We start from the raw sequence: 25,570 nt of genomic DNA, 5'->3' as shown, positions 1-25,570 counted from the left end.
CGGGAGAGAGCCGGGCTACTTGATCTTCGTACCGGCCGACCGCAGGTCCTGCGTGGCCACGACGACACGCGCCGCCATGCTCGCCTCGGCCAGCTTGCCCCACGTACGCGGGTCGTAGGTCGACTTGGAGCCGACCTCGCCGTCGACCTTCAGGACGCCGTCGTAGTTGCGGAACATGTGGTCGGCGACGGGACGCGTGAAGGCGTACTGCGTGTCCGTGTCGAGGTTCATCTTCACGACGCCGTTCTCCAGCGCGGTGGCGATCTCCTCCGCCGAGGAGCCGGAGCCGCCGTGGAAGACGAAGTCGAACGGCTGGGAGCCGGCCGGCTTGCCGTACTTGGCGGCGACGCCCTCGTTCAGCTCCTTGAGGAGGTCGGGGCGCAGGACGACGTTGCCCGGCTTGTACACGCCGTGGACGTTGCCGAAGGACGCGGCCAGCAGGTAGCGGCCCTTCTCACCGAGCCCGAGGGCCTCGACGGTACGCAGGGCGTCGTCGACCGTCGTGTAGAGGGAGTCGTTGATCTCGTGCGAGACACCGTCCTCCTCGCCACCGGTCGGCGTGATCTCGACCTCAAGGATGATCTTCGCGGCGGCGGCGCGGGCCAGCAGCTCCTGGGCGATGGAGAGGTTGTCGGCGAGGGTCTCCGCCGACCCGTCCCACATGTGGGACTGGAACAGCGGGTTGCGCCCGGCCTTGACCCGCTCCTCGGATACGGCGATCAGCGGACGTACGTACCCGTCGAGCTTGTCCTTCGGGCAGTGGTCCGTGTGCAGGGCGACCGTGACCGGGTACTTCTCGGCGACGATGTGCGCGAACTCGGCCAGCGCGACGGAACCGGTGACCATCTCCTTGCTGTACTGACCGCCGAGGAACTCCGCACCACCCGTCGAGATCTGGATGATGCCGTCGCTCTCCGCCTCCGCGAAGCCGCGCAGCGCAGCGTGCAGGGTCTGGGTCGAGGTCACGTTGATGGCCGGGTAGGCGAACTTGCCTGCCTTTGCCCGGTCGAGCATCTCGCTGTAGACCTCAGGGGTTGCGATGGGCATGTGTCCGCTCCTCGTGATGTGCGGGTTGGCGATCCGAAGATCTGGAGATCTGGCGTACTGCGTACCTGCGGCCCTGACCCAGGGCCTGTCCAGCGGATCAGCTCGGAGACGCGGCTGATAAGGCGCCGCCGTTCTCCTCTGACCTGATCCGCTGGACAGGCCCTGACCCGGTTGCGAGACCTGGGAAGCGACGTCATCGTCGGCCCCATCTTTCCAGACGATTCACCCGGTACCGAGTCCGGTGTTCGTCAGGTGGACGCCCGAGGGACGCCCGGTACCCGGTCGGGTACTCAGTCCAGGCCCAGGTCGCTCTTCGAGTACGCGAAGAGATACGGCACCCCGGCGCCCTGCTCGATCTTCTCGGCGGCGCCCGTCGCCCGGTCGACGATGGTCGCGACGCCCACGACCTCGGCGCCCGCCTCACGCACGGCCGCCACGGCGGTGAGCGGCGAGTCACCGGTGGTGGACGTGTCCTCGACGACCAGCACACGCCGCCCCTCGATGCTCGGCCCCTCGACGCGCTTCTGCATCCCGTGCGCCTTCGCCGCCTTGCGCACGACGAACGCGTCGAGGCGCTGCCCGCGAGCCGCGGCGGCGTGCATCATGGCCGTGCCGACCGGGTCGGCGCCCATCGTCAGCCCGCCCACGGCGTCGAACTCCAGCCCCGCCTCCGCGGCCAGATCGAGCAGCACCTGCCCGACCAGCGGCGCGGCCTGGCCGTCGAGGGTGACGAGGCGGAGGTCGATGTAGTAGTCGGCCTCGATCCCCGACGACAGGGTCACCTTGCCGTGCACGACGGCCTTGTCCTTGATCTGCCGCAGCAGCGCGCCGCGTACGTCTACGTCACTCATGCCCGCCAGCCTAGACGGGACGGTCAGAGGGCTCGCCAGGTCCAGGTCGTCGTGGCTTCGAGCGGCTCGATGGGGGTGACGAGACGCGGCAGGGTGTTGAGCCCGTTGGGCGGTCCGGTCTGCGGTTCCACGCACACGGCGGCGTCCTGCTCGTCGTACACGACGACCCATTCCTCGGGACTGGTCACCCTCAGTTCGAGCCGCTGCGGCCAGGTGAGGGTGACGTCGACGCCGCCGGGCATGCCGAAGCAGTCGTCCCAGGGTCCGGGCTTCGGGTCGACCCGGTTCCCGGTGGGCAGGTGGTCGTCGCCTCGCTCCTCCTGCCAGGCGGGAGTGAAGGCGACCTGCACCTGGGCCGGTGCGTCCGCGCCGCCGAGGTTCCGGTTGAACCAGGGGTGCCAGCCGATCTGTGCCGGGAAGGAATCGCCGTACGTCTCCACGGACATGGTGAGGGTCAGCGAGTCCGGGGTCAGCGCGACGACCTGGGTGACGCGCCCGGGGTAGGGCCACGGCTCCACGAGGTCGTACGTGATGACGGCCTCGTCGGCGGTGGTGTGGGCGACACTCCAGGCACTGTCACGGACGGTGCCGTGGATGGCGTGCGGCGGGGAGTTGAGGGGGAGTTGGCGTACCGTACCGCCGTCGAGGAACCGTCCGTCGCGGGTGCGTCCGCACCAGGGGACCATCGGGAAGCACCCGAACTTCGCGCCCTGCCGCAGCAGTTCGACTCCGCCGACGCGCAGTCCTCCGACCCGGCCGCCGTTCCCCGGCTGCACGGTCACCTCCGCGTCACCCGCGGCCAGCGTGATGTCATCGTTACTCACGCGACGACCCTACCGGGCCGCCCCGACAACCACTTACGGCCCACCTCAGCGCCGCTTCCGGAGCACCCGCCCCACCACGATCGCCGACGCCACCACCAACGCGGCGGCCGGCGCGGCCCACCGCAGCGTCAGGTTTCCGACCACCTGCTCGGGAGGCGGCACAGGGGCGTACCGGCCCCGGGGCGGCGCGTGATCCACTTCCTCCGCGCTGCGCCCGATCATCGTCCGACGCGCGTGCGCGGCCTCGGCGGGCGGCTCATCGGCGTCCATGAACCGTCTGGAGACGTGCGCGCCCTCGCCCTCATCGGCGCCCACGACGTCATCCCCCTCGACCACGTCCTCGACCACGTCCTCGCCCTCATGCTCGTCGAGGTCGAGGTCGACGTCATCGGAGACATCGGCCTCGGGAACCTGGATCTCCACCACCGCCGAAACCCCCCGGGACTGCGGAGCCTCACCGGCCTCCTCGGCAGCCTCCCCCAGCCCCTCGCCGAACCGCCGCAGCAACCGCACGCCCGCCGCGGCGACCGCGTCCGCGGGCAGCTCGGTCAGGCGCCCGTCCGCCGTCACCGTGCCCCCGAACACCAACGCCGAGCCACTCTCGCCCGAGTCCTCGGCCTTCCGCACCCGCAACGTCAGGGCCAGCTTCACCGACCCGCCCCCGCGCACCTCGACGGCGTCACCCTCGACGACGTACGCGTACTCCTCGTCGTCGTCCGGGCCGCCCTGGGCGCTTCGTCCGTCCTGGCCTTCCTGGCCGTCCGCGACAGCGACCCGCAAGGACCCGCGATAGGTGATCGCGTGGCCGGCGATACGTACCTTCAGCCGCCCGGCGACCCCGGCGGCGGCAGGCTCGGTGCCCGCGTCGCGCTGGAGTCCGGGGACCGCTCTGGCGACGCGCGCGGGGTCGGCGAGTACGTCCCTCAGCCGCCCGACAGCAACCGGAACGAACACCTCATGGTCCATGAAACCCGAGAGTACCCAGCGTGGCCCCGGTCACACGCGCGCATCCGAGGATTCCGACGCCATCCCCGAGGTATCCACACCCACGCGGCCCCACAAACCGCCACAAGCCCAGCGAGCCGCCCGGCGCTCCCGGGTTCCGCCTCCGTGAGTACCGCTTCCGCCTCCGTCAGTACCGCGGGTGCACCAACGTCGACACCGGCAGCCCCACCAACCGCGTCCGCGCCGTGGCCCGCGCGTCCGCCGCCAGCCCCGCCTGGGTGAGGGTCCGCAGCCGGGGCCCGGACGCCCGGTCCACCCACAGGCGGGGGGCGGGCCCCTCGGCCGTCGCCAGCACGAAGCCCCAGTCCTGCAGGGCGTGCGCCGTCCTGGAGGCCGTACGGTCCGGGCCGGAGGCGAAGCCGGCGTCGCGGCCGGCCGCGCCGTGGGCCACGCTGTGGTCCACGCGGTAGGACGTGGTCCGCAGCCCGGCGGCCCGGACGGTCGTCTCGACGGTCCAGAACGCGCGCGGCCGGGAGGAGACCGACCCGCCGTGCACGACCAGCCGGCCGCCGTCGGTCAGTACCTGCCGCGCCAGCCCGTAGAACTCCTGGGAGTACAGCTTCGTACTCGCCGTGATGCCCGGGTCCGGCAGATCCGAGATGACGACGTCGTAGGCGGCCCGCGCGCCGCGCAGCAGCCGGAAGGGGTCCGCGTTCGTCACATGGACGCGGGGGTCGTCGAACGCGTGCCCGTTCAGGGCGGAGAGCGCCGGGTCCTGGCGCGCCAGCCGCACCACGCCCGCGTCGAGCTCGACGACGTCCACCCGCCGTACGCCCGGATGGCGCAGCACCTCCCGCGTGGCGAGCCCGTCGCCGCCGCCGAGGACGAGCACGCGCGCGTGCGGGCCGTTCATCGCGGGGTGGACGAGTGCCTCGTGGTAGGCCCGCTCGTCGCGCCCGCCGACCCGCAGCCGGCCGTCCAGGAACAGATTCAGCGGCCGGCCGTCGGTGCCGCCCGTGAGGACGACCTCCTGGATGTCGGTCCGCAGCGCCACCCGTACGTCGTCGCCGTACACCGCGTGCCGGGCGGCGCGTTCGAAGTCGTCGACGAGTACGGCGGCGGCCGCCAGCAGCCCGATCACGGTCACGTTCGCCACCACCAGCAGCCAGCGTCCGCGCCGGGTGAGGTCCCGCCGGAACAGGCCGAGGACGAGGGCGCCGCCGACGAGCGCGTTGACCGTGCCGGTGAGGAGGGCGCCGGTGAGCTGGCCGAGCCAGGGAAGCAGGAGGAACGGGAAGGCCAGGCCGCCGACGAGTGCGCCCACGTAGTCCGCGGCGAACAGGTCGGCGACGGCGCCGCCCGCGTCCTGGCGGCGGATGCGCTGGATCAGCTCCATGAGCAGCGGCACCTCGGCGCCGATGAGCAGCCCGATGGCCAGGGAGAAGGTCACCAGCAGCACGCGGGGGCCGTTCGCCCACAGGCCGCCCCAGTCGCCCGTCCACGCGAACACCGCGTAGAGCGCCATGGCGCTGCAGCCGCCGACCAGCGCGAGCGCGGCCTCGACCGCTGCGAAGCCGGCCGCGGCGCGGCAGCGCAGGCGTTTCGCGGCGAGCGAGCCGATGCCCATCGCGAACACCATCACGGAGAGCACGACGGACGCCTGGGTGACCGAGTCGCCGATCAGATACGAGGCGAGCGCGACGAGCTCCAGCTCGTACACCAGTCCACAGGCCGCGCAGACGAAGGCACCGGCGAGGACCAGGAACCGGCCGATGCCGGGCCGGACGGGCAGCCGCGCGGGGCTGCCCCAGGACGGGGGGATGCCCGGCGGGGCCGGCACGTGCGGTTCGATCACGCTGGGAACGCTACGTCACACTCTCGGTGCGCTTCGTCACCCACACGTGTGGTCTCGGTTTACGCGGGGGACGTCGGTGTGAGGCCCCGGATCCGCCACCGCCACGGCCACGGCCACCCACCCCCGCCGCTCAACGGGCCGCCGCCACCCGCACCCCCACCCGTGTCCTGGTCGCGACCAGCTGCCCGTCCTGCGGATAGGCGTGCCAGGTGCGCCAGTGCACCTGGCCCTCGTGCCGCTGGGCCAGCATCGCCGTGAAGGCGTGCGGGCTGCCGGGGAAGACGCCGGCGAGGCCGTGCGGATGGTCGGCGACCAGGGCCAGCAGCTCCTGGGCGCGCCCGGCGAACGACCCCGGCGACAGGATCTCGACTCTCGCCGCGAACTCGTACTCCCAGTCGTCGACCCGTTTGGCCACGCCGAGCGGGAGGGGGGTACGGGATCCCGGGATGCACGCGACCGTCTCCGAACAACTGCCCTGTCGCTCCTCCAGGAGCACCTGGTGGGAGGCGCCGAGGAGTCTCAACTGGAGTTTCGCGTCCGACAGCTCGATGTCGAGGGTGGCGAGGGCGGGCAACGGCTCCCGGCCCAGGGCCCAGGCGAGGTCGGCCGCGCGCGTGTCGCTGTAGGTGGTGTTCAGGGTCGTGAGCATGGGTCGGCTCCGCTAGCACGCAAAGGGAGGTGTGGGGGAACAAGAGGTGTGTGGAACGAGGTGTGTGGAACGAGGTGCGGGTCGGGCGCGCACCGGTCGACACCTGTCGTCGACACCGTGAGATCGGCCCGGTCAGCCCAGTCATCAGAGGAAAATCCGGTGACATCCATTGAATTCCATGGATGTCCGGGGAGATCCATGGACGTCCAAAGGCTGTGTTGGTGGTCTAGAGGGAATCATGAACGGTGGCGCCGCCACAGCGTTTTTACCCAACTTCGTGGGGTTTCCATCCCTCAGGGGGCTTCACAGTTCAACTGTTCAACTGCGGCGTACGCCCGGGCGTGCGACGGACGGGCCTTGAGCCCCTTGTACGAACGCCCGCCGGGACGACGTGCGTACACGTCGTCCCGGCGGGCGTTCACCCTGCGGTCGGATCCGGTTCCCCTTGCGGAGCTCAGCTGCCCCGTGTCAGCTGCCTCCACCGCATCCGCCCCCGCCACCCCCGCAGGACGATCCACCGCCGCACGACGAGCTTCCTCCGCAGGACGAGCTCGAACCGCACGACGAACTGCTCCCGGAGTCACCGAAAGTGCTGGAGCCCGCCGCTCCCCCGGCCCACCAGCTGTCGCTTCCCCCGCTCCCGTTCCTCCGCCGGCTGTGCCCCGAGCCGAGCGACCGCCCGCTCCCCCGCGCACCCCGGACCACCGCGGACACCAGGGCCACCACGATGAACAGGACCACCACAATGACAAGGGCGATGAAGGCTACGGCCATGACGTCACCCTCCTTTCGTTCCCCCGGAGGCGGCCCCCCGTGGGCGCCTCGTCGTCTTGCGTGACGTGGGGATGCCCGCGTGTCTCACCTGCCAAAGCAGAGTTGAGGAAGTCCAGAGCTTCGGCGCAGGATGACGACCATGACCAGCAGCGCACGCCCCTTCCTCAATCGCCGGCTCGCCGAGTTCGGGACGACGATCTTCGCCGAGATGTCGGCGCTCGCCGTCGCCACCGGCTCGATCAACCTGGGCCAGGGTTTCCCGGACACCGACGGCCCCGAGGAGATCCGCGAGGCGGCCGTACGGGCGCTGCGCGACGGCCGCGGCAACCAGTACCCGCCGGGCCCGGGCGTCCCCGAGCTGCGTACGGCGATCGCCGCGCACCAGCAGCGCCGGTACGCCCTCTCCTACGACCCCGACCGCGAGGTCCTGGTGACGGCGGGCGCGACGGAGGCCATCGCGGCGACCCTGCTGGCCCTGGTGGAGCCCGGTGACGAGGTCGTCGCCCTGGAGCCCTACTACGACTCCTACGCGGCCTGCATCGCGATGGCGGGCGGCAAGCGCGTACCGGTCACGCTGCGCCCCCACGAGGGCTCGTTCCGCCTGGACCTGGACGAGCTGCGGGCGGCGGTGACGCCCCGCACCCGTCTCCTCCTGATCAACACCCCGCACAACCCGACGGGCACGGTCCTGACCCGCGAGGAACTGACCGAGATCGCGCGACTCGCCGTGGAACGCGACCTGCTGGTGGTCACCGACGAGGTGTACGAGCACCTGGTCTTCGACGACGCCGGCCATCTGCCGCTGGCCTCCTTCCCGGGGATGCGCGAACGGACGGTCTCTATCGGGAGCGCCGGGAAGACGTTTTCGTTCACCGGTTGGAAAGTGGGCTGGGTCACATCCACACCGGACCTGGTCACGGCGGTCCGCTCGGCGAAGCAGTTCCTGACATACGTGGCTTCGGGCCCCTTCCAGTACGCGGTGGCGGAAGCCCTGTCATTGCCCGACACCTACTTCGAGGCGTTCCGCGAGGACATGCGGCTCAAGCGGGACCTGCTGTCGGCGGGGCTCACGGAGGCGGGCTTCAAGGTCTTCAACCCCTCGGGCACGTACTTCATCACCACCGACATCCGCCCCCTCGGCGAGACGGACGGCTTCGCCTTCTGCCGCGCCCTGCCGGAACGGGCCGGCGTGGTCGCGATCCCCAACGCGGTCTTCTACGACCACCGCGAGGAGGGCGCCCCCTTCGTACGGTTCGCGTTCTGCAAGCGGACGTCGGTACTGGAGGAGGCGGTGACCCGGCTCAAGAAAACTGGGCGTATAGGGCGCTGAGCAAGATGGCAACCGACCAGGAAAAATGCGTGCGCGAACGCGGCGTCGCCCGGGTCACATCCACCCCGAACCTGGTCACGGCGGTCCGCTCGGTGAAGCAGTTCCTGACGTACGTGGATTCAGGGCCTGATCACTGTGTGCCACTCCCTGTGCCGTACCTGCGTACGGGAGCACCGTAGTGTCATGAGCCAGTCACGCAGAGGGAGTCGGGGATCTTGGCGCTTTCCCGCCCCCGCGGAGCACGCGAAGCGTCCGGAAACGGCGAGAGCCCGGCCTTCCCGGCCGGGCTCCTCCGCATCCGGACGTACAGACGCGCGTACGAACGGACAGACGTACCTACAGGCAGAGACGTGCGTACAGGCAGACGCCGCCAGGCAGGACTACGCCTCGTCGTCCTCGGGCTTCTCCGCCTGCTCCACCCCGTCGGTCTCGTCCTCAAGGCCGAGCTGCTCGACGAGCCACTTGTCGAACTCGATCGCGGCCCGCACCCAGCTCACGGTCGACGAGACGAAGTGCTCCAGGCTGACGCCCGTGCCGATCAGCATCTGCGCCTCGCCGATCAGGCGAACGGTGCCGTCGTCGTGCGTGTGGCTGTACACCTTGGGCCACAGGGTCCGGCGGTTCCAGTCGTCGATCGACTCGAGAAGCGCGGGCTTCCCCTCGATCGGGTGGGGCCGGTCGTAGAACGTCCGCACCGAGAAGACCTGCTGGTCACCCTCACCGCGGAACATGAAGTACGTACGGAACTGCTCCCACGGCGCAGCGAGGTCGCCCTCGTCGTCGACGACGTACTTCAGCTCCATCTGTTCGAGGAGCTGCTTCACAAGGTCCTGATCCGGAACGACGGGGCCCGCCGGTCCTTGGGACTGCGGATCGGGCTGGCCCCCGAAGTTCGGAATCGAGGACGGGTCGATGGTCACCGTGAATTTCCCTTCGTACGGATTCCGCCATCCTCTCCCATGCGGGGCGGGGCCTGGCAACCCCCGCCCCTGACGGTTCACCGATGGTTGGCGTAATTCGGCTCAGAATTCCGCTCAGAGCGTTTTTTCACTCGCCGGACCCGCGACCGGACCCGTGACCGGACCCACGATCAGACCCTCCCCGAACGCGTCCACCCGGACCGTGTCGCCGTCCTTGACCTCGCCCGCCAGGATCTCCTTGGCGAGGCGGTCGCCGATCGCCGTCTGGATGAGGCGGCGCAGCGGGCGGGCGCCGTACGCCGGGTCGTTGCCCTCGGCGGCGAGCCAGGCCAGGGCGGCCGGGGTGACGTCGAGGGTGAGGCGGCGCTCGGCCAGGCGACGCGCGAGGCGGTCGATCTGGAGGCCCGCGATGCGCTCCAGTTCCTGTCCGTTCAGGGCGGAGAAGACGACCAGGTCGTCCAGTCGGTTCAGGAACTCCGGCTTGAAGGAGACCCTGACCACTTCCAGCACCTGCTGCTTCTTCTCCTCCTCAGAGGTCAGCGGATCGACCAGGAACTGGCTGCCCAGGTTCGACGTCAGGACGAGGATCGTGTTGCGGAAGTCGACGGTGCGGCCCTGGCCGTCCGTGAGGCGGCCGTCGTCCAGGACCTGGAGGAGGACGTCGAAGACCTCCGGGTGGGCCTTCTCGACCTCGTCCAGGAGCACCACGCTGTACGGGCGGCGCCGCACCGCCTCCGTGAGCTGGCCGCCCTCCTCGTAGCCGACGTAGCCGGGCGGGGCTCCGACGAGGCGGGCGACGCTGTGCTTCTCGCCGTACTCCGACATGTCGATGCGGATCATGGCCCGCTCGTCGTCGAAGAGGAAGTCGGCCAGCGCCTTCGCCAGCTCCGTCTTGCCGACGCCCGTCGGGCCCAGGAAGAGGAAGGAGCCGGTCGGACGGTCCGGGTCGGCGATGCCCGCGCGGGTCCGCCGTACGGCGTCCGAGACGGCCTGGACCGCCTCCGACTGGCCGATGAGCCGGCGGCCCAACTCCTCCTCCATGCGCAGGAGTTTCTGGGTCTCGCCCTCCAGGAGACGGCCGGCCGGGATGCCGGTCCAGGCGCCGACCACGTCCGCGATGTCGTCGGGGCCGACCTCCTCCTTGACCATGGTGTCCCTGGAGGCCTCCACCTCTGCCTCGGAAGCTGCCTCCAAGTCCCGTTCCAGGGTGGGGATCTCGCCGTAGAGCAGCTTGGAGGCGGAGTCGAAGTCGCCGTCGCGCTGGGCCCGTTCGGCCTGGCCGCGCAGTTCGTCGAGCTTCTCCTTCAGCTCGCCGACCCGGTTGAGGGACTGCTTCTCCTTCTCCCAACGGGCCGTCAGACCGCGCAACTCCTCCTCCTTGTCGGCGAGATCGCGGCGCAGCCGTTCCAGTCGCTCGCGCGAGGCGGGGTCGGTCTCCCTCTCCAGCGCGAGTTCCTCCATCTTCAACCGGTCGACGGCGCGCTGGAGTTCGTCGATCTCGAGAGGCGAGCTGTCGATCTCCATCCGAAGCCGGGACGCCGCCTCGTCGACCAGGTCGATCGCCTTGTCCGGGAGGAAACGGGAGGTGATGTAGCGGTCGGAGAGAGTCGCCGCGGCCACCAGGGCGCTGTCGGCGATGACGACCTTGTGGTGGGCCTCGTACCGGCCCTTGAGCCCGCGCAGGATCGCGATGGTGTCCTCGACGCTCGGCTCCGCGACAAGGACCTGCTGGAAGCGGCGCTCCAGGGCGGGGTCCTTCTCGATGCGCTCGCGGTACTCGTCGAGCGTCGTCGCACCGACCATCCGCAGCTCACCGCGCGCCAGCATCGGCTTCAGCATGTTGCCGGCGTCCATCGCGGAGTCGCCGCCGGCGCCCGCTCCGACAACCGTGTGGAGTTCGTCGATGAACGTGATGATCTGGCCGTCGGAGTTCTTGATCTCCGCCAGGACCGTCTTCAGGCGCTCCTCGAACTCACCCCGGTACTTCGCCCCGGCGACCATCGCGCCCAGGTCCAGCGACACCAGCCGCTTGTTCTTCAGGGACTCCGGGACGTCGCCCTTCACGATGCGCTGGGCGAGGCCCTCGACGACGGCCGTCTTGCCGACGCCGGGCTCGCCGATGAGGACCGGGTTGTTCTTCGTACGGCGCGACAGCACCTGCACGACCCGGCGGATCTCCTGGTCACGGCCGATGACCGGGTCGAGCTTGCCCTCCCGGGCGGCGGCCGTGAAGTCCGTACCGAACTTCTCCAGCGCCTTGTACTGACCCTCGGGGTCGGCTGTGGTCACGCGACGACCTCCCCTGCTCTTCTGGAACGCGTCCAGCAGCTTTTTCGCGCCGGCGCCCTGCTCGGAGAGTACGTCCCCGGCGGGGCCGCCCTTCGCCGCGATGCCGATGAGGAGATGCTCGGTGGAGAGGTACTCGTCGCCGAGCTCCTTCGCCCGTTCGGCCGCATCGGCGATGACCGAAAGAAGTTCCCTGTTCGGCTGCGGAGGCGCGACGGTCGAACCGGTCACGCTGGGCAGGCTCGCGAGGACGCGCTCGGCGCCGGAGCGCACGGCCGCCTGGTCGGCGTCGGTCGCGGCCAGCAGGTCGACGATGTTCTCGTTGTCCTCCCCCGCGAGCAGCGCCAGCAGCAGGTGCGCGGGGGTCAGGTCCGGGTGCCCCCCGGACACCGCCCTGCTGGTGGCCGCGTTGATCGCGTCCCGGCTCCTGTTGGTCAGCTCGGCGTCCACGGTCGCTGTCTCCCTTCCACATCGTGACTGACACAGCAAGCGTACATAAAGTTGAGTCTATTCCACTCAAGGTGAAAGGGAGGCGCCCGGGAGGACCGGACATGCCAAAAACCGCCCGTCCTCAATGACGGACGGGCGGCGGAGACGGAGTCGGGTTACGGCCACTTCCAGCCAAGCGGGCGGGTACCCCACCCACACCAGGAAGCCTTCAAACCATGATTTTTCGCCAGAAACAGCAGCGGCGTCACCGTGTTCAGGTCACGGTGACGCCGCTACTGGGGGGAAGCACCTGAGCGATCTACTGCGACGGGGGAATCGCGTCAGGCACTGCGGGGGGTGGCTGAGATGGTCTGCACGTCCTGGAAGTCGGGGACCTCCGGGATGTCGGGTTGGTCCAGCTGGTGGTCACGCTGATCCAGGTTCACAAAGATCATTCCGTACCGAATGGCACACCGTACGGGCTGCGGCGCCCCCCGAGGCCGCCGCAGACACCGGTACGCCTTCACGTCCTCTTCGTCGTCCCGCGTCACGACGACCGGCTCTCCGAACACGGTCACCATCAGCGAGTCACCGCTGTGGGGGATGGCGGTGACCAGGTCGATGAAGTGCCAGCCGGAGCGGTAGGCGGTGGCCATTTCGCGACGGAAGGAACGGTCGTCGGGTGGGATGCTCACGTCAGCTCCCCGCCAAAGCCACCTTTCGGAGGCAGCGGCCATGTGCTGTCATCTGCGAGCACGGACACGGCCGCATCCGGCCAGGAGCTGTCAGCCCTGTTGTCGCGCTTCCCGTCAGAGTGGCCCAAAAATACTCCGAAGGCCAAAACGGTGGAGAAGGCGGCGACAAGCACCGAGCGAAGCATTTTGTTACGCATAGTCGGCTTCGTCCTCACTTGAAGGTCTCCTCTTCCCCCGTTGGGTAAGACGATGGCTTATTCGGGCACGTCATGGCCACACAATCGATGCATCATGTTCCTGCACGTTCAGGACCCTGGGGGGTGGAGATTTGGTGATGAATGGGACTAAAGCGACACATCCCCATGCGGTGACCGAGTTGTGCGAGGAGGGTGGCCGCCTTTACACGAATGCACTGCGTACCGGCCGCATCTCCCGTGCGGACGTGGAGTCGGCCCCTTGCCTTGTGGAATTCGACCTGCTTCAACCTGACCCGGACGACCCAACATGGTTGCGCCCCGTGCCGCCGGCGGTCGCCCTGGTCCAGTGGCTCAACCCGATCGAGCGCGAGATCACAGAACGCCGACGGCGGTCGATCGAACTGAGCGAAGCTTTCGAGCCGTTCATGTCGCTGACCACCCAGGCGACCGAGAGCACGCACTCCATCAGTGTGCTGGAGGGCAACAAGCGGATCAATGGGGCGCTCGACCTGGCCACGGCGCAGTGCCAGACAGAGATGCTCACGGTCCAACCAGGAAACCAGCTCTCTGAACGCAGCCTCTTGCACGGATTGGAACGCGACCGACCGCTGACCGACCGCGGGGTCCGCATCCGCACCCTCTACCAGCACACAGCCCGTTACAGCCCGGCACGACTGGCCTACGTGGACCGCTTCACCAACGCCAAGGTGGAGTACCGCACCATCGACGAACTGGTAGAACGGCTCATCATCTGCGACGAGACCGTCGCCTTCATCCCGACCCGCGACGACCAACAGGTCGCCCTGGAACTACGGCACCCGGGGCTCGTCCGCTACCTGATCAAGGTCTTCGAGTTCATGTGGGGACGGGCGGTACCGCTGAACGCCGGCGCCCCCTATGAAACCGCTCCGGACGGCCTCACCGACATCCAGCACTCCATCGCCAAGCTCCTGATCGAAGGCCACGTCGACGAGGCCATCGCCCGCCGCCTCGGGATGAACGTACGCACCTGCCGCGCCCACATCGCCAAGCTGGCCACCGCCCTGGGCAGCGGCAGCCGCGCTCAGCTCGGGTTCCTGATCGCGCAGTCGGGGATTCTGGACCAGGGAAACTGAGGACGAAAGAGATTCACACGGTGACCGAAAAGCACCCGCACGGGGCCGCAGAGCTCTGTGACGCGGGCATGACCCTCTACGCCCGTGCACTGCGCGAGGGCCACGTAACGGCCATCGCGGCCGATGCCGCGCCATGTCTGATCACCTTCGGGCTCCTGCAACCGGACCTGGAGGACATACGCAGGCTGCGCCCGCTGACCCCAGCCCTGGCCCTTCCCCGGCTGCTGCGCGAGAGCGCCGAGGACATCGCCCATAAGCGGCGGCGCGAGGCGCGGCTGGCAGAGGCATTCGCACCGTTACTGGCCCTCGACGAGCCCGACGGGGCCATGACGGACACCCCTGGCATCACGCTGCTGACCGGTTTCGATCAGATCAACGCCGCCATAGGGCAGGCCATGTCCGACGTCGCCTCCGAACTCCTCGCCATCCAGCCTCACATCGGTCGCCCCACCAAGAGCTTGGCCTCCCTCGGACGGGACCAGGCTCTCCTCGACCGCGGCGGCCGCATCCGCACGCTCTATCAGCACACGGTCCGCCACTCGCCCGTGGTCATCACCCGCTACGAAAGGCTGGACGGCGACGCCGAGGCCCGTACGCTCGACGAGGTCACCGACCGACTCCTCGTCATCGACCGCGCGGTCGCCTTCATCCTCGCGAGTAAGGACCGTACGCTCGCCGCCGAGGTCCGCCACCCCGCTCTGATCTCCTTCTTCGTCACGACTTTCGACCGCCTCTGGCGCCTGGCGACGCCTATGTACCCCGAAGCCGTCCAGCGACTGAGCGCCAACGGCATCACCCCCCGCCAGCGGGCGATTGCCGCCCTCCTCATCGAAGGCCACACGGACGCCATCATCGCCACGCGCCTCGGCATGAACGTCCGTACAGCCCGAGTCCACATAGCGAAACTCGCCACCACCCTCGGCAGCGAGAGCCGAGCCCAACTCGGCTACCTCATCGGGCAGTCGGGGATTTTGGAGCAGCAGCCGGATCCTCAACAGGCACCGGACCCGGAGCAGTCGTCTGCGCCGGAAAGCTGATCACGGCCGAGTCCGCCGTAGCCGCCGGCCCGTCCAGCCCCGCCTGTGCGATCCGTACCCCCAACTGCGTCCGGCTCACCGCCCCCAGCGTCTCCGAGAGCCGTGCGATGTGTGCCCGGCAGGTCCGGACACTGATGCCCAGGCGTTCGGCGACCACCGCGTCCTGGTGGCCCTCCGCGAGCAGCGCGGCGATGGACCGCTCCCGGTGCGAGATGCCCTCGATCCCCGTGTCGGGGAGCGGCGCCGTCAGCGGCACGGCGAAGCGCCACAGGCGCTCGAAGACGGTCACCAGGTACTGCACCAGCGCCGGATGCCGGATCTCCAGCGCGACCGTCCGCTCGGCGTTCGCGGGGATGAACGCCACTGTCCGGTCGAAGACGATCAGCCGCTCGATCACCTCGTCGAGGGTGCGGGCCTCGACCGTGCCGCCCATCAGTTCGAGGTAGTTGAGCAGGCCCTGACCATGCCGGGCCACATGGTTGTAGAGGTCCCGCATCCGAACTCCGCGCTCGCGGAGCGCGAGGGCCCGGTGCAGGCCCTCCGAGAGTTCGTACTCGCGCCGGATACCACCGGGCTGCACGGTCAGCACCTCGGTCGTGCAGGCTTCCGTCGCCTCGTCCATCGCGGCCTGGATACGAGCGAGCCCGTCCAGAACCCGCAGGGCGGTGCCCTCCACGGAGCCGGCGGACTGGATCTGGCCGCCGAGACGGGCGTACGACTCGAAGGCGGCGACGGCGGAGCCCACGCGCCGCTGGCTCGCGCTGACCTCGTCGTAGACGCCGCGCAGCAGCCGGGTCATGACCTCCTGCGGGGAGGTCGGCACCAGCCAGGCCATGTCGTCGGGATCGGGATGCAGCAGGGCGAGTTCGACGAGGCACGGCACCGGCTCGGCATCACGGCGCGGCACACGACCCCGCCGTACGGCCCGGGAATACACGCGATCCCCGGCCTCGCACAGTCGGTCAGCACCGTGTGGATGCTCGTCCGTCCCGTGCCCGGCCATCGCCCCATCCCACATCTGGTTCCAGCACTTTGCAGCGCAACTATGCGCGGCCCGGACGCGGTCCGCAACAAGGCCGGGTCCTTCGGGCGCCCCCAATCCCCTCACTATGTCCTACTTTCACCCCTCCTCCGCCCGTGTACCTGCAACAAGCTGACGGTGGTGGGGAGTTACTCCTGTGGGCATTGTTGAAGGCGCTTTGTTGACTTCACAGCAATCCGAAGGAGATCTCGTGAAGAACGTCATAGGTAAGGCATTAGCGACCAGCGCGTTCGCCGTCGCAGCCATCGCGGGTACGGCGATGCCCGTATCGGCGGCAACCGCTGTCGTCCAGGAGGCGGGATGCCCGTCCTCCGGCTACCCCACGCCGGGGAATCCGTCGCAGTCGTGCACCTCGCTGTCCAACGGCGCGATCTTCCACAGCAAGGGCCACCCGGATGCCTCGCACACCCGGATCGTCACCAGGTACACCAAGACGGGCGGGTCGACGATTTCGGCAAAGCTCGGCTACATCTACGGCGGAAGCTATAAGTGGTCCCCGTACTACTCCATCGCCTCCGGCAACTCCAAGTCGTACAACTGGGACACCCTCGACTACGACTTCTGGTGCGAGACCACCGTGGGCGTGATGTCCGTCTCGGGCGGGTCGGCGTACCAGACGCCCATCTCGCACTGCCAGTGACCTGAGCGGGCCTTCGCAACACTGTGCGCCCCCGGATCTGCATCATCCGGGGGCGCACTCGCATAGTGAACAGGAATTCTCCGCGATGCTTCAAGCAGTTCTCCATGACCGTCTGACGTTCCTCATCGCACTCACGCTGGCCGGTGTGGCCGTGGGAGTGGCCACCGCCTTCTACGCCCGCGCCAAGGGCGCCTCCGGGCCGTGGTGGGGTCTAACCGGCGCGAGTGTGGTCCTCGTACTCGGCGCCACAGTGTTCTTCCCGACCCGCTCGGGCGGGGCGAACGGCTGGTGCACGATCAACAAGGATCTGTGGGAACCCATGGTCACCGAGCAGGGCGTCTTGAACGCTGTCCTGTTCGTTCCGCTGGGCTTCTTCGGCGTACTGGCGACACGCCGTGCAACGCCGGTGGTGGCAGCGGGCGTCCTGGGGTCGATGCTGATCGAGGTGGGGCAGTCACTTGTCGCTGCGATGGGCGGCGCCTGTGACAGTGGCGACGTCCAGATGAACTCGCTCGGCACGGTTCTCGGTGTGGCCTGCGGGTGGGCGGCGGGCAGGACCAAGGGGGTCTCCCTGACGGCCGGCGCACGCCACACCGGCTTGATCGCCGCAGGGACCGCACTGGTGACCGCACTCGTCTTCGGCCTGTTCGTCCAGCCCCAGGTGGTGGACGGCACGGGCCTGCGGACAGCGGCAGCGGACGAACGAACAACGGCCGAATCTGCGATCCGGGAAGCGTTCGGGAACCGCTACACGATCTCTGCGGTTCAGGTGTCGGCGGGCGTGGACGGTGCGCCGGGATCGCTTCAGGTCACCTTCAAGGAGCCGCTCACGGCCATGCTCGTATGGCCGGATGCTGACTACCTGTCAGTCCAGTTGGAGGTGTCCAGCGAACCCGGGCCGGTGTCGTTCGCGGTGGGGGACGCTACGAAACCTCACAGCAAGGCTGAGGCAGAGCGAATTGCGACGGCCTACGCGAACGCGCACTACCCATGGGTGGCGGAGGCGCAGCACCGACAGACGACATCCATGGGCGAGTTCGGGTGGATGACGTCCTGGCGTTGGGCAAAGGACGGGGTGCTGATGCCCCGGGCGCTGGACGTGCAGCTGAACACAGCGGGCCGGGTTTCACAGCTCGTGGTCAACTCGGGTCCTGACGTTCTGGAGGACCTGCCTGCCGAGACTGTGAGCAAGGCCCAGGCAGAGACCAAAGCACGCGAGAAGATCAAGCTGACGACCGCCAGGGTAGGCGTGGTGACGAAGAAGGCATACAGGGTTCGGGGCGAATGGCGAGCGGTATGGCTGGTGCGTGTGATTCCGGACGGCGGCGACGCAGAAACGATGAGCGTGGATGCCGCTTCGGGTGAGGTCACCAATGGAACGCCTCTGGGGTAGCCGGCAGTGTGTGGAGCGGTGGTGGGTTGAGTGGCCGTCCCGTCCCGGGGACCTGGTTCGTCTGTCGGGCCGTTCAGTCCGTGGCCACGCCCTCGGAATGCCCCGGCGGCGTACCGTGGCGGCGTGGCAGACGAAGACCTGGGGCGGGCTCTCCGCCGCCTGCGCCGGCTGGCGTCTCTGACGCAAGAGGAACTGGCCGAGCGATCCGGCGTATCCGTCGACGTGATCCGTCAGCTCGAACAGCGCCGGAAGCACTCGGCGCGCCTACCCACGCTGCACGCGCTGGCGAACGGCCTCGGCGTAGAGCTGACGACACTCCTGGGGGACCCTCCCGTCGCGCAAGCTCCCGGAAACCACACGGAGATCGTCCGGTTACGTCCCGCCCCTACCTTCAGGCCATGGCGGACATATTTGACGCATACGCGTTGGCCGACGCGTGGGACGAGATGTTTGTGCGGCCGGGTGAGGTCAGGGCCGCCTACGAGCCGGTGCTGGCGGCGCTCCAACCCATCGAACCGACCGAACTGCGCTTCCGGGCCGACCAGATGGCCCGGGCGTTCACCGACCGCGGGGTCACCTACGCCTTCGCGGGTGAGGAAAGACCTTGGCCGCTGGACCTCGTGCCGAGGATCCTCGACGCGCTGGAGTGGGACCTCATCCAGCGCGGGGTCGCCCAGCGGGTGCGGGCCCTGGAGGCCTATCTGGCCGATGCCTACGGTCGCTGCCAGGCCTTCGAGGACGGTGTCGTGCCGTGGCGGCTGCTGCTCAGCTCGCCGCACTTCCACCGGGCCGCCCAGGGCATCGAGCCACCCGGCGGGGTACGCATCCACGTCGCCGGCATCGATCTCGTCCGGGACGAGGCCGGGGACTTCCGGGTCCTGGAGGACAACGTCCGGGTGCCGTCCGGGGTGTCGTACGTCATCGAGAACCGGCGGGCGATGACCCGCGTCTTCCCGTCCCTCTTCGCCGAGCAGCACGTCGTCCCCGTCGACGGCTACGCGCAGCGCCTGCTCGCCGCGCTGCGGGCCGCCGCGCCGGACGGGGCCGTCGATCCCCGGGTGGTCGTCCTCACCCCGGGCCCCTCCAACGCCGCCTACTTCGAACACGCGCTGCTGGCCCGGCTGATGGGCGTGCAGCTGGTCGAGGGGCACGATCTGGTGTGCCGTAAGAACCGGGTGTGGATGCGGACCACGCGCGGTGAGGTACCCGTCCATGTCGTATACCGACGGCTGGACGACGACTTCCTCGACCCGCTCCATTTCCGGCCCGACTCGGTGATCGGCTGCCCCGGCATCCTGAGCGCCGCCCAGGCGGGCACCGTCACCCTCGCCAACGCGGTCGGCAACGGCATCGCGGACGACAAGCTGCTGTACACCTACGTACCCGATCTGATCCGGTACTACCTCTCTGAGGAACCGATTCTTCCGAACGTGGAGTCGTTCCGCCCGGACGAGCCGGGCCAGTTGGACGCCGTGCTCGACCAGATCGACCAGCTGGTCATCAAGCCGGTCGACGGCGCCGGCGGCCAGGGCATCGTCATCGGGCCCAAGGCCGACCGGGAGACCCTGGAGCGGTGCCGGGCGGCGGTGGCCGCCGATCCGCGCGGCTGGATCGCGCAACGGCCCGTCGCCCTCTCCACCTCCCCCACCCTGGCCGGCGAGCGGATGGCGCCGCGCCACATCGACCTGCGCCCGTTCGCCGTGAACGACGGCACCGACGTCTGGGTCCTGCCGGGCGGACTGACCCGCGTCGCCCTCCAGGAGGGCAACCTGATCGTCAACTCCAGCCAGGGCGGCGGCTCCAAGGACACCTGGGTGCTCGCCGAGGGACCCACCGGCACCCCGGACCCCGTACCGCCGGCCGGCGCACCGCCCGAGGTCGCCCCGCGCCAGCACGGACCCGACGGCAACCTCACCCTCGTACAGGAAGGGGCGCAGCAGCAGTGAACGACGTGATCCTCTCCCGGATAGCCGAGGCCCTGACGTGGACGGGCCGTTACGTCGAGCGGGCCGACGCCACGAGCCGCATCCTGGACGCCTATCTGCACCGCCTCCTTGAGGACCCCTGGCGCGACGAGGACGCGGCCTGCCGCTCCCTGTACGCGATCCTGGGCGTCGACGCGGGCGGCCAACCCGTTGACATGCAGCAGGTGTTGGACCAGCTCGCCTTCGACGCCCGCTCGACGTGCGCGATCGAGGGCGCGCTCGGGGCGGCCCGGCTCAACGCGCGAAGCGCCCGGGAGGCCGTCTCCTCGGAGATGTGGGAGTGCCTCAACTCCACCTGGCACGCGCTCGCCGACCAGCGCATCGCGGCCCGACGCACGGGCCCGTACGCCTACTTGGAGCTGGTCCGGCGCAGATCCGCGCTCTTCTTCGGTCTCGCGGACTCCACCATGAGCCGGGACGACAGCTGGCGTTTCGTCGTCCTGGGGCGCAGCCTGGAGCGGGTGGACATGACCGTACGGCTGCTGTCGGTACGGGTGTTGGACGCCGCCCACGCGCCCGACTGGCCGACGCTGCTGAGCGCGAGCGGCGCGGACGAGGCGTACGCGCGGGTGTACAGCGGTTTCGGCGACACCCCGAGAGTGGCCGAATTCCTGCTCCTGGACCGGGACTTCCCGCGCTCGGCGCTGCACGCCCTCACCACGGCGGAGGAGTGCCTCGCGGCGCTCGGCCGTCCGCGTCAGGACCCGGCCCGCCGCCCGATCGGCCGGTTGCGGACCCGGCTCGAGTATCTGGACTCGCAGGCCATGGAGGACCAACTCCCGGTGCTGCTGCAGGACTTGCAGACTGCCTGTATGGCGTCGGCGGAGGCGGTCGCGGAGAGGTTCTTCCCGTACCAGGGGCCCGTGGAGTGGGCCCAGGAAGGAGCGCGAGCAGTATGAGCATGAGCAGCAGCAATGACACGGGAAGCGGGACAGGCGGCGGAACGGGCGGCGGGACCAGCATCATGCCCGCGAACGCGCCGATGACCCGCCGGCTCCGTATCCGGCACGTCACCCGGGTCGCGTACGCGCAGGCCGCGGTCTCCTCGCACAACGAGGTCCGGATGACCCCGCTGACGCTCCCCGGCCAGACGACGCTGGACGCCCGGGTCACCGTGAACCCGACGACGCCGACCTGGTCGTACTGGGACTACTGGGGCACGCAGGTCACCGGTTTCGACCTGATGGATCCGCACGCCGACCTGACGATCACCGCCCAGAGCCTGGTGGAGACGGCGCCCCCGGGCCCCCTGGACCCCGCGCCGAGCTGGGCGGAGATCACCGACCGGACGGCCAGCTCCCGTCTGCTGGAGTACGCGACGGCGACGGTACGGACGACGGTGCCGGCCGAGCTGGTGGCGCGGGCGCGGGAGGTCGCCGTGGGTCTCGACCCGCACGAGACGGCGACGGCGGTGTCGGCGCTGGTCGCGGACCGGGTGTCGTACCTGCCCGGCACGACGGGCGTGAACACGTCGGCGGCGGAGGCGTGGGAGCAGGGCGCGGGCGTCTGCCAGGACATCGCCCATGTGACGATCGCGCTGCTGCGGGGCCTGGGCCTGCCCACCCGCTATGTCTCCGGCTACCTCCACCCCGAACGGGAGGCCGAACTGCACCGCCCGGTGGAGGGCCAGTCCCACGCCTGGGTGGAGTACTGGGCGGGCGACTGGTGCGGCTACGACCCGACGAACCGGACCCGCGCCGACGAGTCCCACGTGGTGGTCGGCCGGGGGCGCGACTACGACGACGTGACACCGCACAAGGGCGTGTACCGGGGAGTGGCCGGGGGGCCGCCGGAGGTGACGGTGGAGTTCACGCGGGTGGCCTGAAACGTCCCGTACGGGACGCGCGTACCCCGGGGCAGGTCGGTGCCCCGGGGTACGGGAGATCAGGCGGCGCGGGCGGTACGGGCGGCTACTTCAGCCCGAGGGCCGCGCAGTCGTCGTCGAGCTTCGCCGTGCAGATGTCGGAGATCTTGTAGATGCCGTCCTCGACGACCGTGCTCTTGATGTTGTTCTTCGTCAGCGCGACGACGCTCACCAGCTGAGCGGGGATGTCCTTGTTCGTGGGGCTGTCGACCTTGTCCCGGGTGAGGGCGTCGAACTGGATGTCGCGGCCCTGGATTCGGGCGACGGCCATCTCGGCGGCCGTCTCGGCCTCCTGTGGGTACGACTTGTAGACGCTCATGTACTGCTCGCCGTCGATGATCCGCTGCACGGCGGCCAGTTCGGCGTCCTGCCCGGTGATCGGCGGCAGCTTGGTGACGCCCGCGGCCTCCAGGGCCTGGATGATGCCGCCCGCCATACCGTCGTTGGCGGAGTAGACGGCGGCGATGTTGTCCTTGCCGATGGCGCCGATCGCCTTCGTCATGTTCGCCTGGGCGTTCTCCGGCTTCCAGTCCTTGGTGTCGAAGGACTGCGCGATCGTCACCTTGCCGTTCAGCTCGGAGAGGGCGCCCGCCTTGAACTGCGCGGCGTTCGGGTCGGTCACCGACCCGTTCATCATGACGATCTTCTTCGTCACCTTGGCGTCACTGCCGAGCGCCTCCAGGAGGGAACGTCCCTGCACCTCGCCGACGAGTTCGTTGTCGAAGGAGATGTACGCGTCGATGGGACCCTCGGCCAGTCGGTCGTACGCGATGACCGGAATCCCGGCGTCCTTGGCCTTCTTCACCTCGCCGGCGATGGCGTGCGCGTCCACCGCGTCGAGGAGCAGGACGTCGACCTTGCCGTCGATCATCTTCTGCAACTGCTGGGCCTGCTTGCCGGCGTCCGCGCCCGCGTTGGCGTACTCGACCCGGCCCTCACCGTTGGTGAGCGACGCGACCTTGTTCTTGATGATCGGGTAGTCGAACTTGTCGTACCGAGTGTTGGCCGTCTCCGGAAGCAGCAGCCCCACCGTGATGTCGTTGCCCTTGGCCGGGGTCGACTCACCGGCGTCCCCACTGGTGTCGAGGGCGCCGCAGCCGGCGGCGAGGGAGACCGTGACCGCCGAGGCGGCCACGGCTATGGCGGAACGACGCAAACGAGCCACTCGACCAATGCGACTCATGTGAATCGGACCAACCGGACCAGACAGACGAAACATTCGGGCGCTCACTTCAGGTGCTTTTGGGACGTGGACGCAGCAGTGCGGCCCATGTGTCTGAAAAGACAACTCGGGGGACCCCGCAGGCGTCAAGCGGAACTACTCATCCGGAGGGCAACATCACACTCCGTCGCCTCGTGAAGAAGTGGCGCAAGCCCGCACAGAAAGCCTTCGCACACCCTCCATCCAGTGCCCGGTTCGCATGGGTGAAGGCCTTTGCCGAGTCCTGGCCAAGATCCCTACAACCGAGCGTGTTCCTTACGGGTCCTGATCACCGACGGCCGGATTCCGCCGTCGAGGATCTAGCGGGAATGGATGCGAAGGACCGAATGATCTCAGCCAGACGTACGACGGCCGCGGGCCCCGTGAGGGCCGGCGCCGCGACCGCCGTGGTGCTCGCCACCGCCGGCGGACTGCTCACCACGGTCGCCACCGTCCCGGCCTCGGCGGCCACGGTGACGTGCGCGTCCCCCACCTACAAGCGGCAGTTCTTCGCGAACACCACCTTCTCCGGCACCCCGAAGAAAACGGACTGCGACACCACCATCGCCGAGAACTGGGGCGCAGGCGCCCCGGCCACCGGCCTCCCCAAGGACAACTTCGGCGTCCGCTGGACCGTGACACGGGACTTCGGCTCCGGGGGGCCGTTCACCTTCACGGCCGCCGCGCAGGACGGCATCCGCGTGTACCTCGACGGCAAGGCCAAGGTCAACCTCTGGAAGAACGTCACGACGACCCAGAAGAAGACCGTCGACCTCACCATCCCCGCCGGCAAGCACACGATCCGCGTCGACCACGCCAACTTCACCGGCAACGCGAACGTCAACTTCGCCTACACACCCCGCACTTCGGCAACGGTCGACAAGGTCGAGCCGCTCACCCCGACGGGCACGGCGCTCACGTACGACAACACGACGGGCAAGGCCAGGCTCACCTGGGCGAAGAACAAGGAGATGGACCTCGCGGGGTACCGGATCTACCGCAGCCTGAGCGGAAGCCCGTTCGGCACGCCCCTCGCGACGGCCAGCGCCACCGCCACCACGTACACGGACTCGGCAGTCCCCAACACGGGTGCGACATACGCCTACGAGATACGCGCGTACGACAAGGCCGGCAACCAGTCCGCCGGCAGCGCCGACCTCACCGCGACGACCGTCGACAAGACCGCGCCGGCCCAGGTCACCGGGGTCAGGGTGACCGTGACGGCGTCCAACCTCCGCCTCGACTGGAACCCCGTCGCCGACGCGTTCTCCTACAGCCTCTACCGGGCGAGCGCGCCGCAGGGCCCGTACGCCCGGATCAACTGGGCGATCGGCGACACCTTCATCTACGACAACACGGGCGACGTCAAGCAGCGCGCGTACTACCGGGTCACGGCCGTCGACAAGTACGACAACGAGTCCGTCCCGTCCGCGACCGTCGACCCCGGGGTGCCGGACACGACCGCGCCCGACCAGGTCACGGGCCTGACGGCACAGGGCACGACAGCGGGCAACGCGGTCCGCTGGCAGGCCTCCTCGGCCGACGTGGAGCGCTACGAGGTGTGGACGTCCACCGCGGGCCAGGCCGACCCCGACGGCCCGGACATCGCCCTCGCCACCTCCTTCAACGACGAGGTGGCGGAGCCCGGCGTCCCGGTCACCTACACGATCCAGGCGGTCGACGCGTACGGGAACATCTCCCCGGTGTCGGAGACGGTGACCGCGACCCGCCCCGCGCCCGGTGAATCGGCGGTGCCGACGAACCTGTCGGGCACGCTCCACGACAGCGACACCGAACTCGACTGGGACTACCCGACGGACAACGCCCCCTCCGACTACCGGGTCTACCGCCGTACGGGTACGAACGACGCCTGGACGCGGATCAGCGAGGGCGACGACCACTGGACGCGGTACAGCCGGAACGGGCTGACGTTCGTCCGCTACGCCGACACCGCGGCCCCACTCGGCCGCGCCTCGTACTACCTGGTCGCCCTCGACCAGCACGGCGACGAGTCGACCCCCACGGGGATCGTCACGGTGACCCGGGGAACCCCGGCCACCGCCACCGCGCCCGCTCCGCCGACGATGACCCTGTCCGCCCCGTACACGGAGTGCACGGCCAACGACTGCGTGGCGCACGGCGGTTCGAACACTCCCCTCACCATGACCCTGACTCCGGACCCGGACCGCCTGATCTGGGGCTACGAGTACAGGTTCACCGGCGACAGCGGCTACACGAGAACCCCGGACGCGACCATCACCTGGACACCCCCGGCTTCCGGCACGTACACCTTCGAGGTACGTGCGGTGGACTACTACATGGACCGGACGGGCGCGGCGGCCACGATCCTGTTCAAGGTGGGCTGAGCCGGGCAGCGTCCACACGCCCCTACTCGCCCCACGCGCCCCGCTCCGACCTTTCGAACCACACACCGGTCGTACAACCAAGTCAGGTCCTCGCCAGTCTTGATCGGCAACCGTCCCTACTGCGG

The 25,570-nt window shown here is 69.2% G+C and carries 20 protein-coding genes and 1 pseudogene; 10 read left to right on the top strand and 11 right to left on the bottom strand.

What is annotated here, in order from left to right; translation table 11 throughout:
* Positions 1 to 15: 15 nt before the first annotated feature.
* The 6 genes from fbaA to PV734_RS40180 all read right to left on the bottom strand — a co-directional run bounded on the left by fbaA (position 16) and on the right by PV734_RS40180 (position 6,171).
* Positions 16 to 1,047: a class II fructose-bisphosphate aldolase gene (gene fbaA / locus PV734_RS40205; RefSeq protein WP_164410054.1), complete on the bottom strand. Its 1,032-nt coding sequence runs from the start codon at positions 1,045 to 1,047 to the stop codon at positions 16 to 18.
* 290 nt (positions 1,048 to 1,337) lie between these two features.
* Complete coding sequence (gene pyrE / locus PV734_RS40200) at positions 1,338 to 1,898, bottom strand: orotate phosphoribosyltransferase (RefSeq protein WP_006376066.1); 561 nt, start codon at positions 1,896 to 1,898, stop codon at positions 1,338 to 1,340.
* 23 nt (positions 1,899 to 1,921) lie between these two features.
* Entirely contained in the window at positions 1,922 to 2,722 is an 801-nt protein-coding gene (locus PV734_RS40195; protein WP_319092855.1) for an aldose 1-epimerase, read from the bottom strand.
* A gap of 45 nt (positions 2,723 to 2,767) precedes the next feature.
* Positions 2,768 to 3,688 carry a carbon monoxide dehydrogenase subunit G gene (locus PV734_RS40190; RefSeq protein WP_319294369.1) on the bottom strand — a complete coding sequence of 307 codons (921 nt, stop codon included), beginning with the start codon at positions 3,686 to 3,688 and terminating at the stop codon, positions 2,768 to 2,770.
* Between the two features lie 166 nt (positions 3,689 to 3,854).
* Positions 3,855 to 5,522 (bottom strand): polyamine aminopropyltransferase, encoded by a 1,668-nt coding sequence (locus PV734_RS40185; protein ID WP_319294367.1) that lies wholly within the window; start codon positions 5,520 to 5,522, stop codon positions 3,855 to 3,857.
* A gap of 130 nt (positions 5,523 to 5,652) precedes the next feature.
* Positions 5,653 to 6,171, bottom strand: coding sequence for a DUF2617 family protein (locus tag PV734_RS40180; protein ID WP_319092859.1), 519 nt, complete (start codon positions 6,169 to 6,171; stop codon positions 5,653 to 5,655).
* Between the two features lie 904 nt (positions 6,172 to 7,075).
* On the opposite strand from PV734_RS40180, the gene PV734_RS40175 reads away from it, so the two are divergent.
* A complete protein-coding gene (locus tag PV734_RS40175; RefSeq protein ID WP_319294365.1) occupies positions 7,076 to 8,275 on the top strand; it encodes a pyridoxal phosphate-dependent aminotransferase in 1,200 nt (399 codons plus the stop codon).
* Positions 8,276 to 8,655: 380 nt separating this feature from the next.
* On the opposite strand, the gene PV734_RS40170 is transcribed toward PV734_RS40175, so the two are convergent.
* From PV734_RS40170 to PV734_RS40160, 3 genes are all read right to left on the bottom strand, one after another.
* Positions 8,656 to 9,195 (bottom strand): YbjN domain-containing protein, encoded by a 540-nt coding sequence (locus tag PV734_RS40170; protein ID WP_319092861.1) that lies wholly within the window; start codon positions 9,193 to 9,195, stop codon positions 8,656 to 8,658.
* A 114-nt stretch (positions 9,196 to 9,309) separates the two neighbouring features.
* Positions 9,310 to 11,931: an ATP-dependent chaperone ClpB gene (gene clpB, locus PV734_RS40165; RefSeq protein ID WP_319294363.1), complete on the bottom strand. Its 2,622-nt coding sequence runs from the start codon at positions 11,929 to 11,931 to the stop codon at positions 9,310 to 9,312.
* Positions 11,932 to 12,251: 320 nt separating this feature from the next.
* Positions 12,252 to 12,566, bottom strand: a complete 315-nt coding sequence (locus PV734_RS40160; protein WP_319093052.1) for a (2Fe-2S)-binding protein — start codon at positions 12,564 to 12,566, stop codon at positions 12,252 to 12,254.
* Positions 12,567 to 12,939: 373 nt separating this feature from the next.
* On the opposite strand from PV734_RS40160, the gene PV734_RS40155 reads away from it, so the two are divergent.
* Positions 12,940 to 13,917: a helix-turn-helix transcriptional regulator gene (locus tag PV734_RS40155; RefSeq protein WP_319092863.1), complete on the top strand. Its 978-nt coding sequence runs from the start codon at positions 12,940 to 12,942 to the stop codon at positions 13,915 to 13,917.
* 20 nt (positions 13,918 to 13,937) lie between these two features.
* Positions 13,938 to 14,954, top strand: coding sequence for a helix-turn-helix transcriptional regulator (locus PV734_RS40150; protein ID WP_319294361.1), 1,017 nt, complete (start codon positions 13,938 to 13,940; stop codon positions 14,952 to 14,954).
* Here the strand turns inward: PV734_RS40150 and PV734_RS40145 are convergent.
* Positions 14,869 to 15,957: a helix-turn-helix transcriptional regulator gene (locus PV734_RS40145; RefSeq protein WP_319092865.1), complete on the bottom strand. Its 1,089-nt coding sequence runs from the start codon at positions 15,955 to 15,957 to the stop codon at positions 14,869 to 14,871. The genes PV734_RS40150 and PV734_RS40145 overlap by 86 nt on opposite strands.
* A gap of 229 nt (positions 15,958 to 16,186) precedes the next feature.
* Here PV734_RS40145 and PV734_RS40140 point away from each other — a divergent pair, with 229 nt between their 5' ends.
* The 6 genes and pseudogenes from PV734_RS40140 (at position 16,187) to PV734_RS40115 (ending at position 21,839) form a co-directional block, all read left to right on the top strand.
* Positions 16,187 to 16,636 (top strand): hypothetical protein, encoded by a 450-nt coding sequence (locus tag PV734_RS40140; protein WP_319092866.1) that lies wholly within the window; start codon positions 16,187 to 16,189, stop codon positions 16,634 to 16,636.
* A gap of 85 nt (positions 16,637 to 16,721) precedes the next feature.
* Positions 16,722 to 18,029: a VanZ family protein gene (locus tag PV734_RS40135; protein WP_319294359.1), complete on the top strand. Its 1,308-nt coding sequence runs from the start codon at positions 16,722 to 16,724 to the stop codon at positions 18,027 to 18,029.
* 123 nt (positions 18,030 to 18,152) lie between these two features.
* Positions 18,153 to 18,386: pseudogene (locus PV734_RS40130) on the top strand (helix-turn-helix domain-containing protein); the annotation flags it as partial.
* 41 nt (positions 18,387 to 18,427) lie between these two features.
* Positions 18,428 to 19,975, top strand: coding sequence for a circularly permuted type 2 ATP-grasp protein (locus PV734_RS40125; protein ID WP_319294357.1), 1,548 nt, complete (start codon positions 18,428 to 18,430; stop codon positions 19,973 to 19,975).
* Complete coding sequence (locus tag PV734_RS40120) at positions 19,972 to 20,913, top strand: alpha-E domain-containing protein (protein ID WP_319092869.1); 942 nt, start codon at positions 19,972 to 19,974, stop codon at positions 20,911 to 20,913. The genes PV734_RS40125 and PV734_RS40120 overlap by 4 nt, the downstream gene beginning before the upstream one ends.
* 83 nt (positions 20,914 to 20,996) lie before the next feature.
* Positions 20,997 to 21,839, top strand: coding sequence for a transglutaminase family protein (locus PV734_RS40115; RefSeq protein ID WP_319093053.1), 843 nt, complete (start codon positions 20,997 to 20,999; stop codon positions 21,837 to 21,839).
* A gap of 85 nt (positions 21,840 to 21,924) precedes the next feature.
* Here the strand turns inward: PV734_RS40115 and PV734_RS40110 are convergent, their stop codons facing one another.
* A complete protein-coding gene (locus PV734_RS40110; RefSeq protein ID WP_319092870.1) occupies positions 21,925 to 23,061 on the bottom strand; it encodes a sugar ABC transporter substrate-binding protein in 1,137 nt (378 codons plus the stop codon).
* A gap of 365 nt (positions 23,062 to 23,426) precedes the next feature.
* On the opposite strand from PV734_RS40110, the gene PV734_RS40105 reads away from it, so the two are divergent.
* Positions 23,427 to 25,445 carry a PA14 domain-containing protein gene (locus PV734_RS40105; RefSeq protein ID WP_319294354.1) on the top strand — a complete coding sequence of 673 codons (2,019 nt, stop codon included), beginning with the start codon at positions 23,427 to 23,429 and terminating at the stop codon, positions 25,443 to 25,445.
* Positions 25,446 to 25,570: the final 125 nt, after the last annotated feature.

The sequence above is a fragment of the Streptomyces sp. AK08-02 genome, from assembly GCF_033795085.1.
Taxonomy (GTDB): Bacteria; Actinomycetota; Actinomycetes; order Streptomycetales; family Streptomycetaceae; genus Streptomyces; species Streptomyces echiniscabiei.
This window is presented reverse-complemented; position numbering and strand designations above follow the sequence as displayed.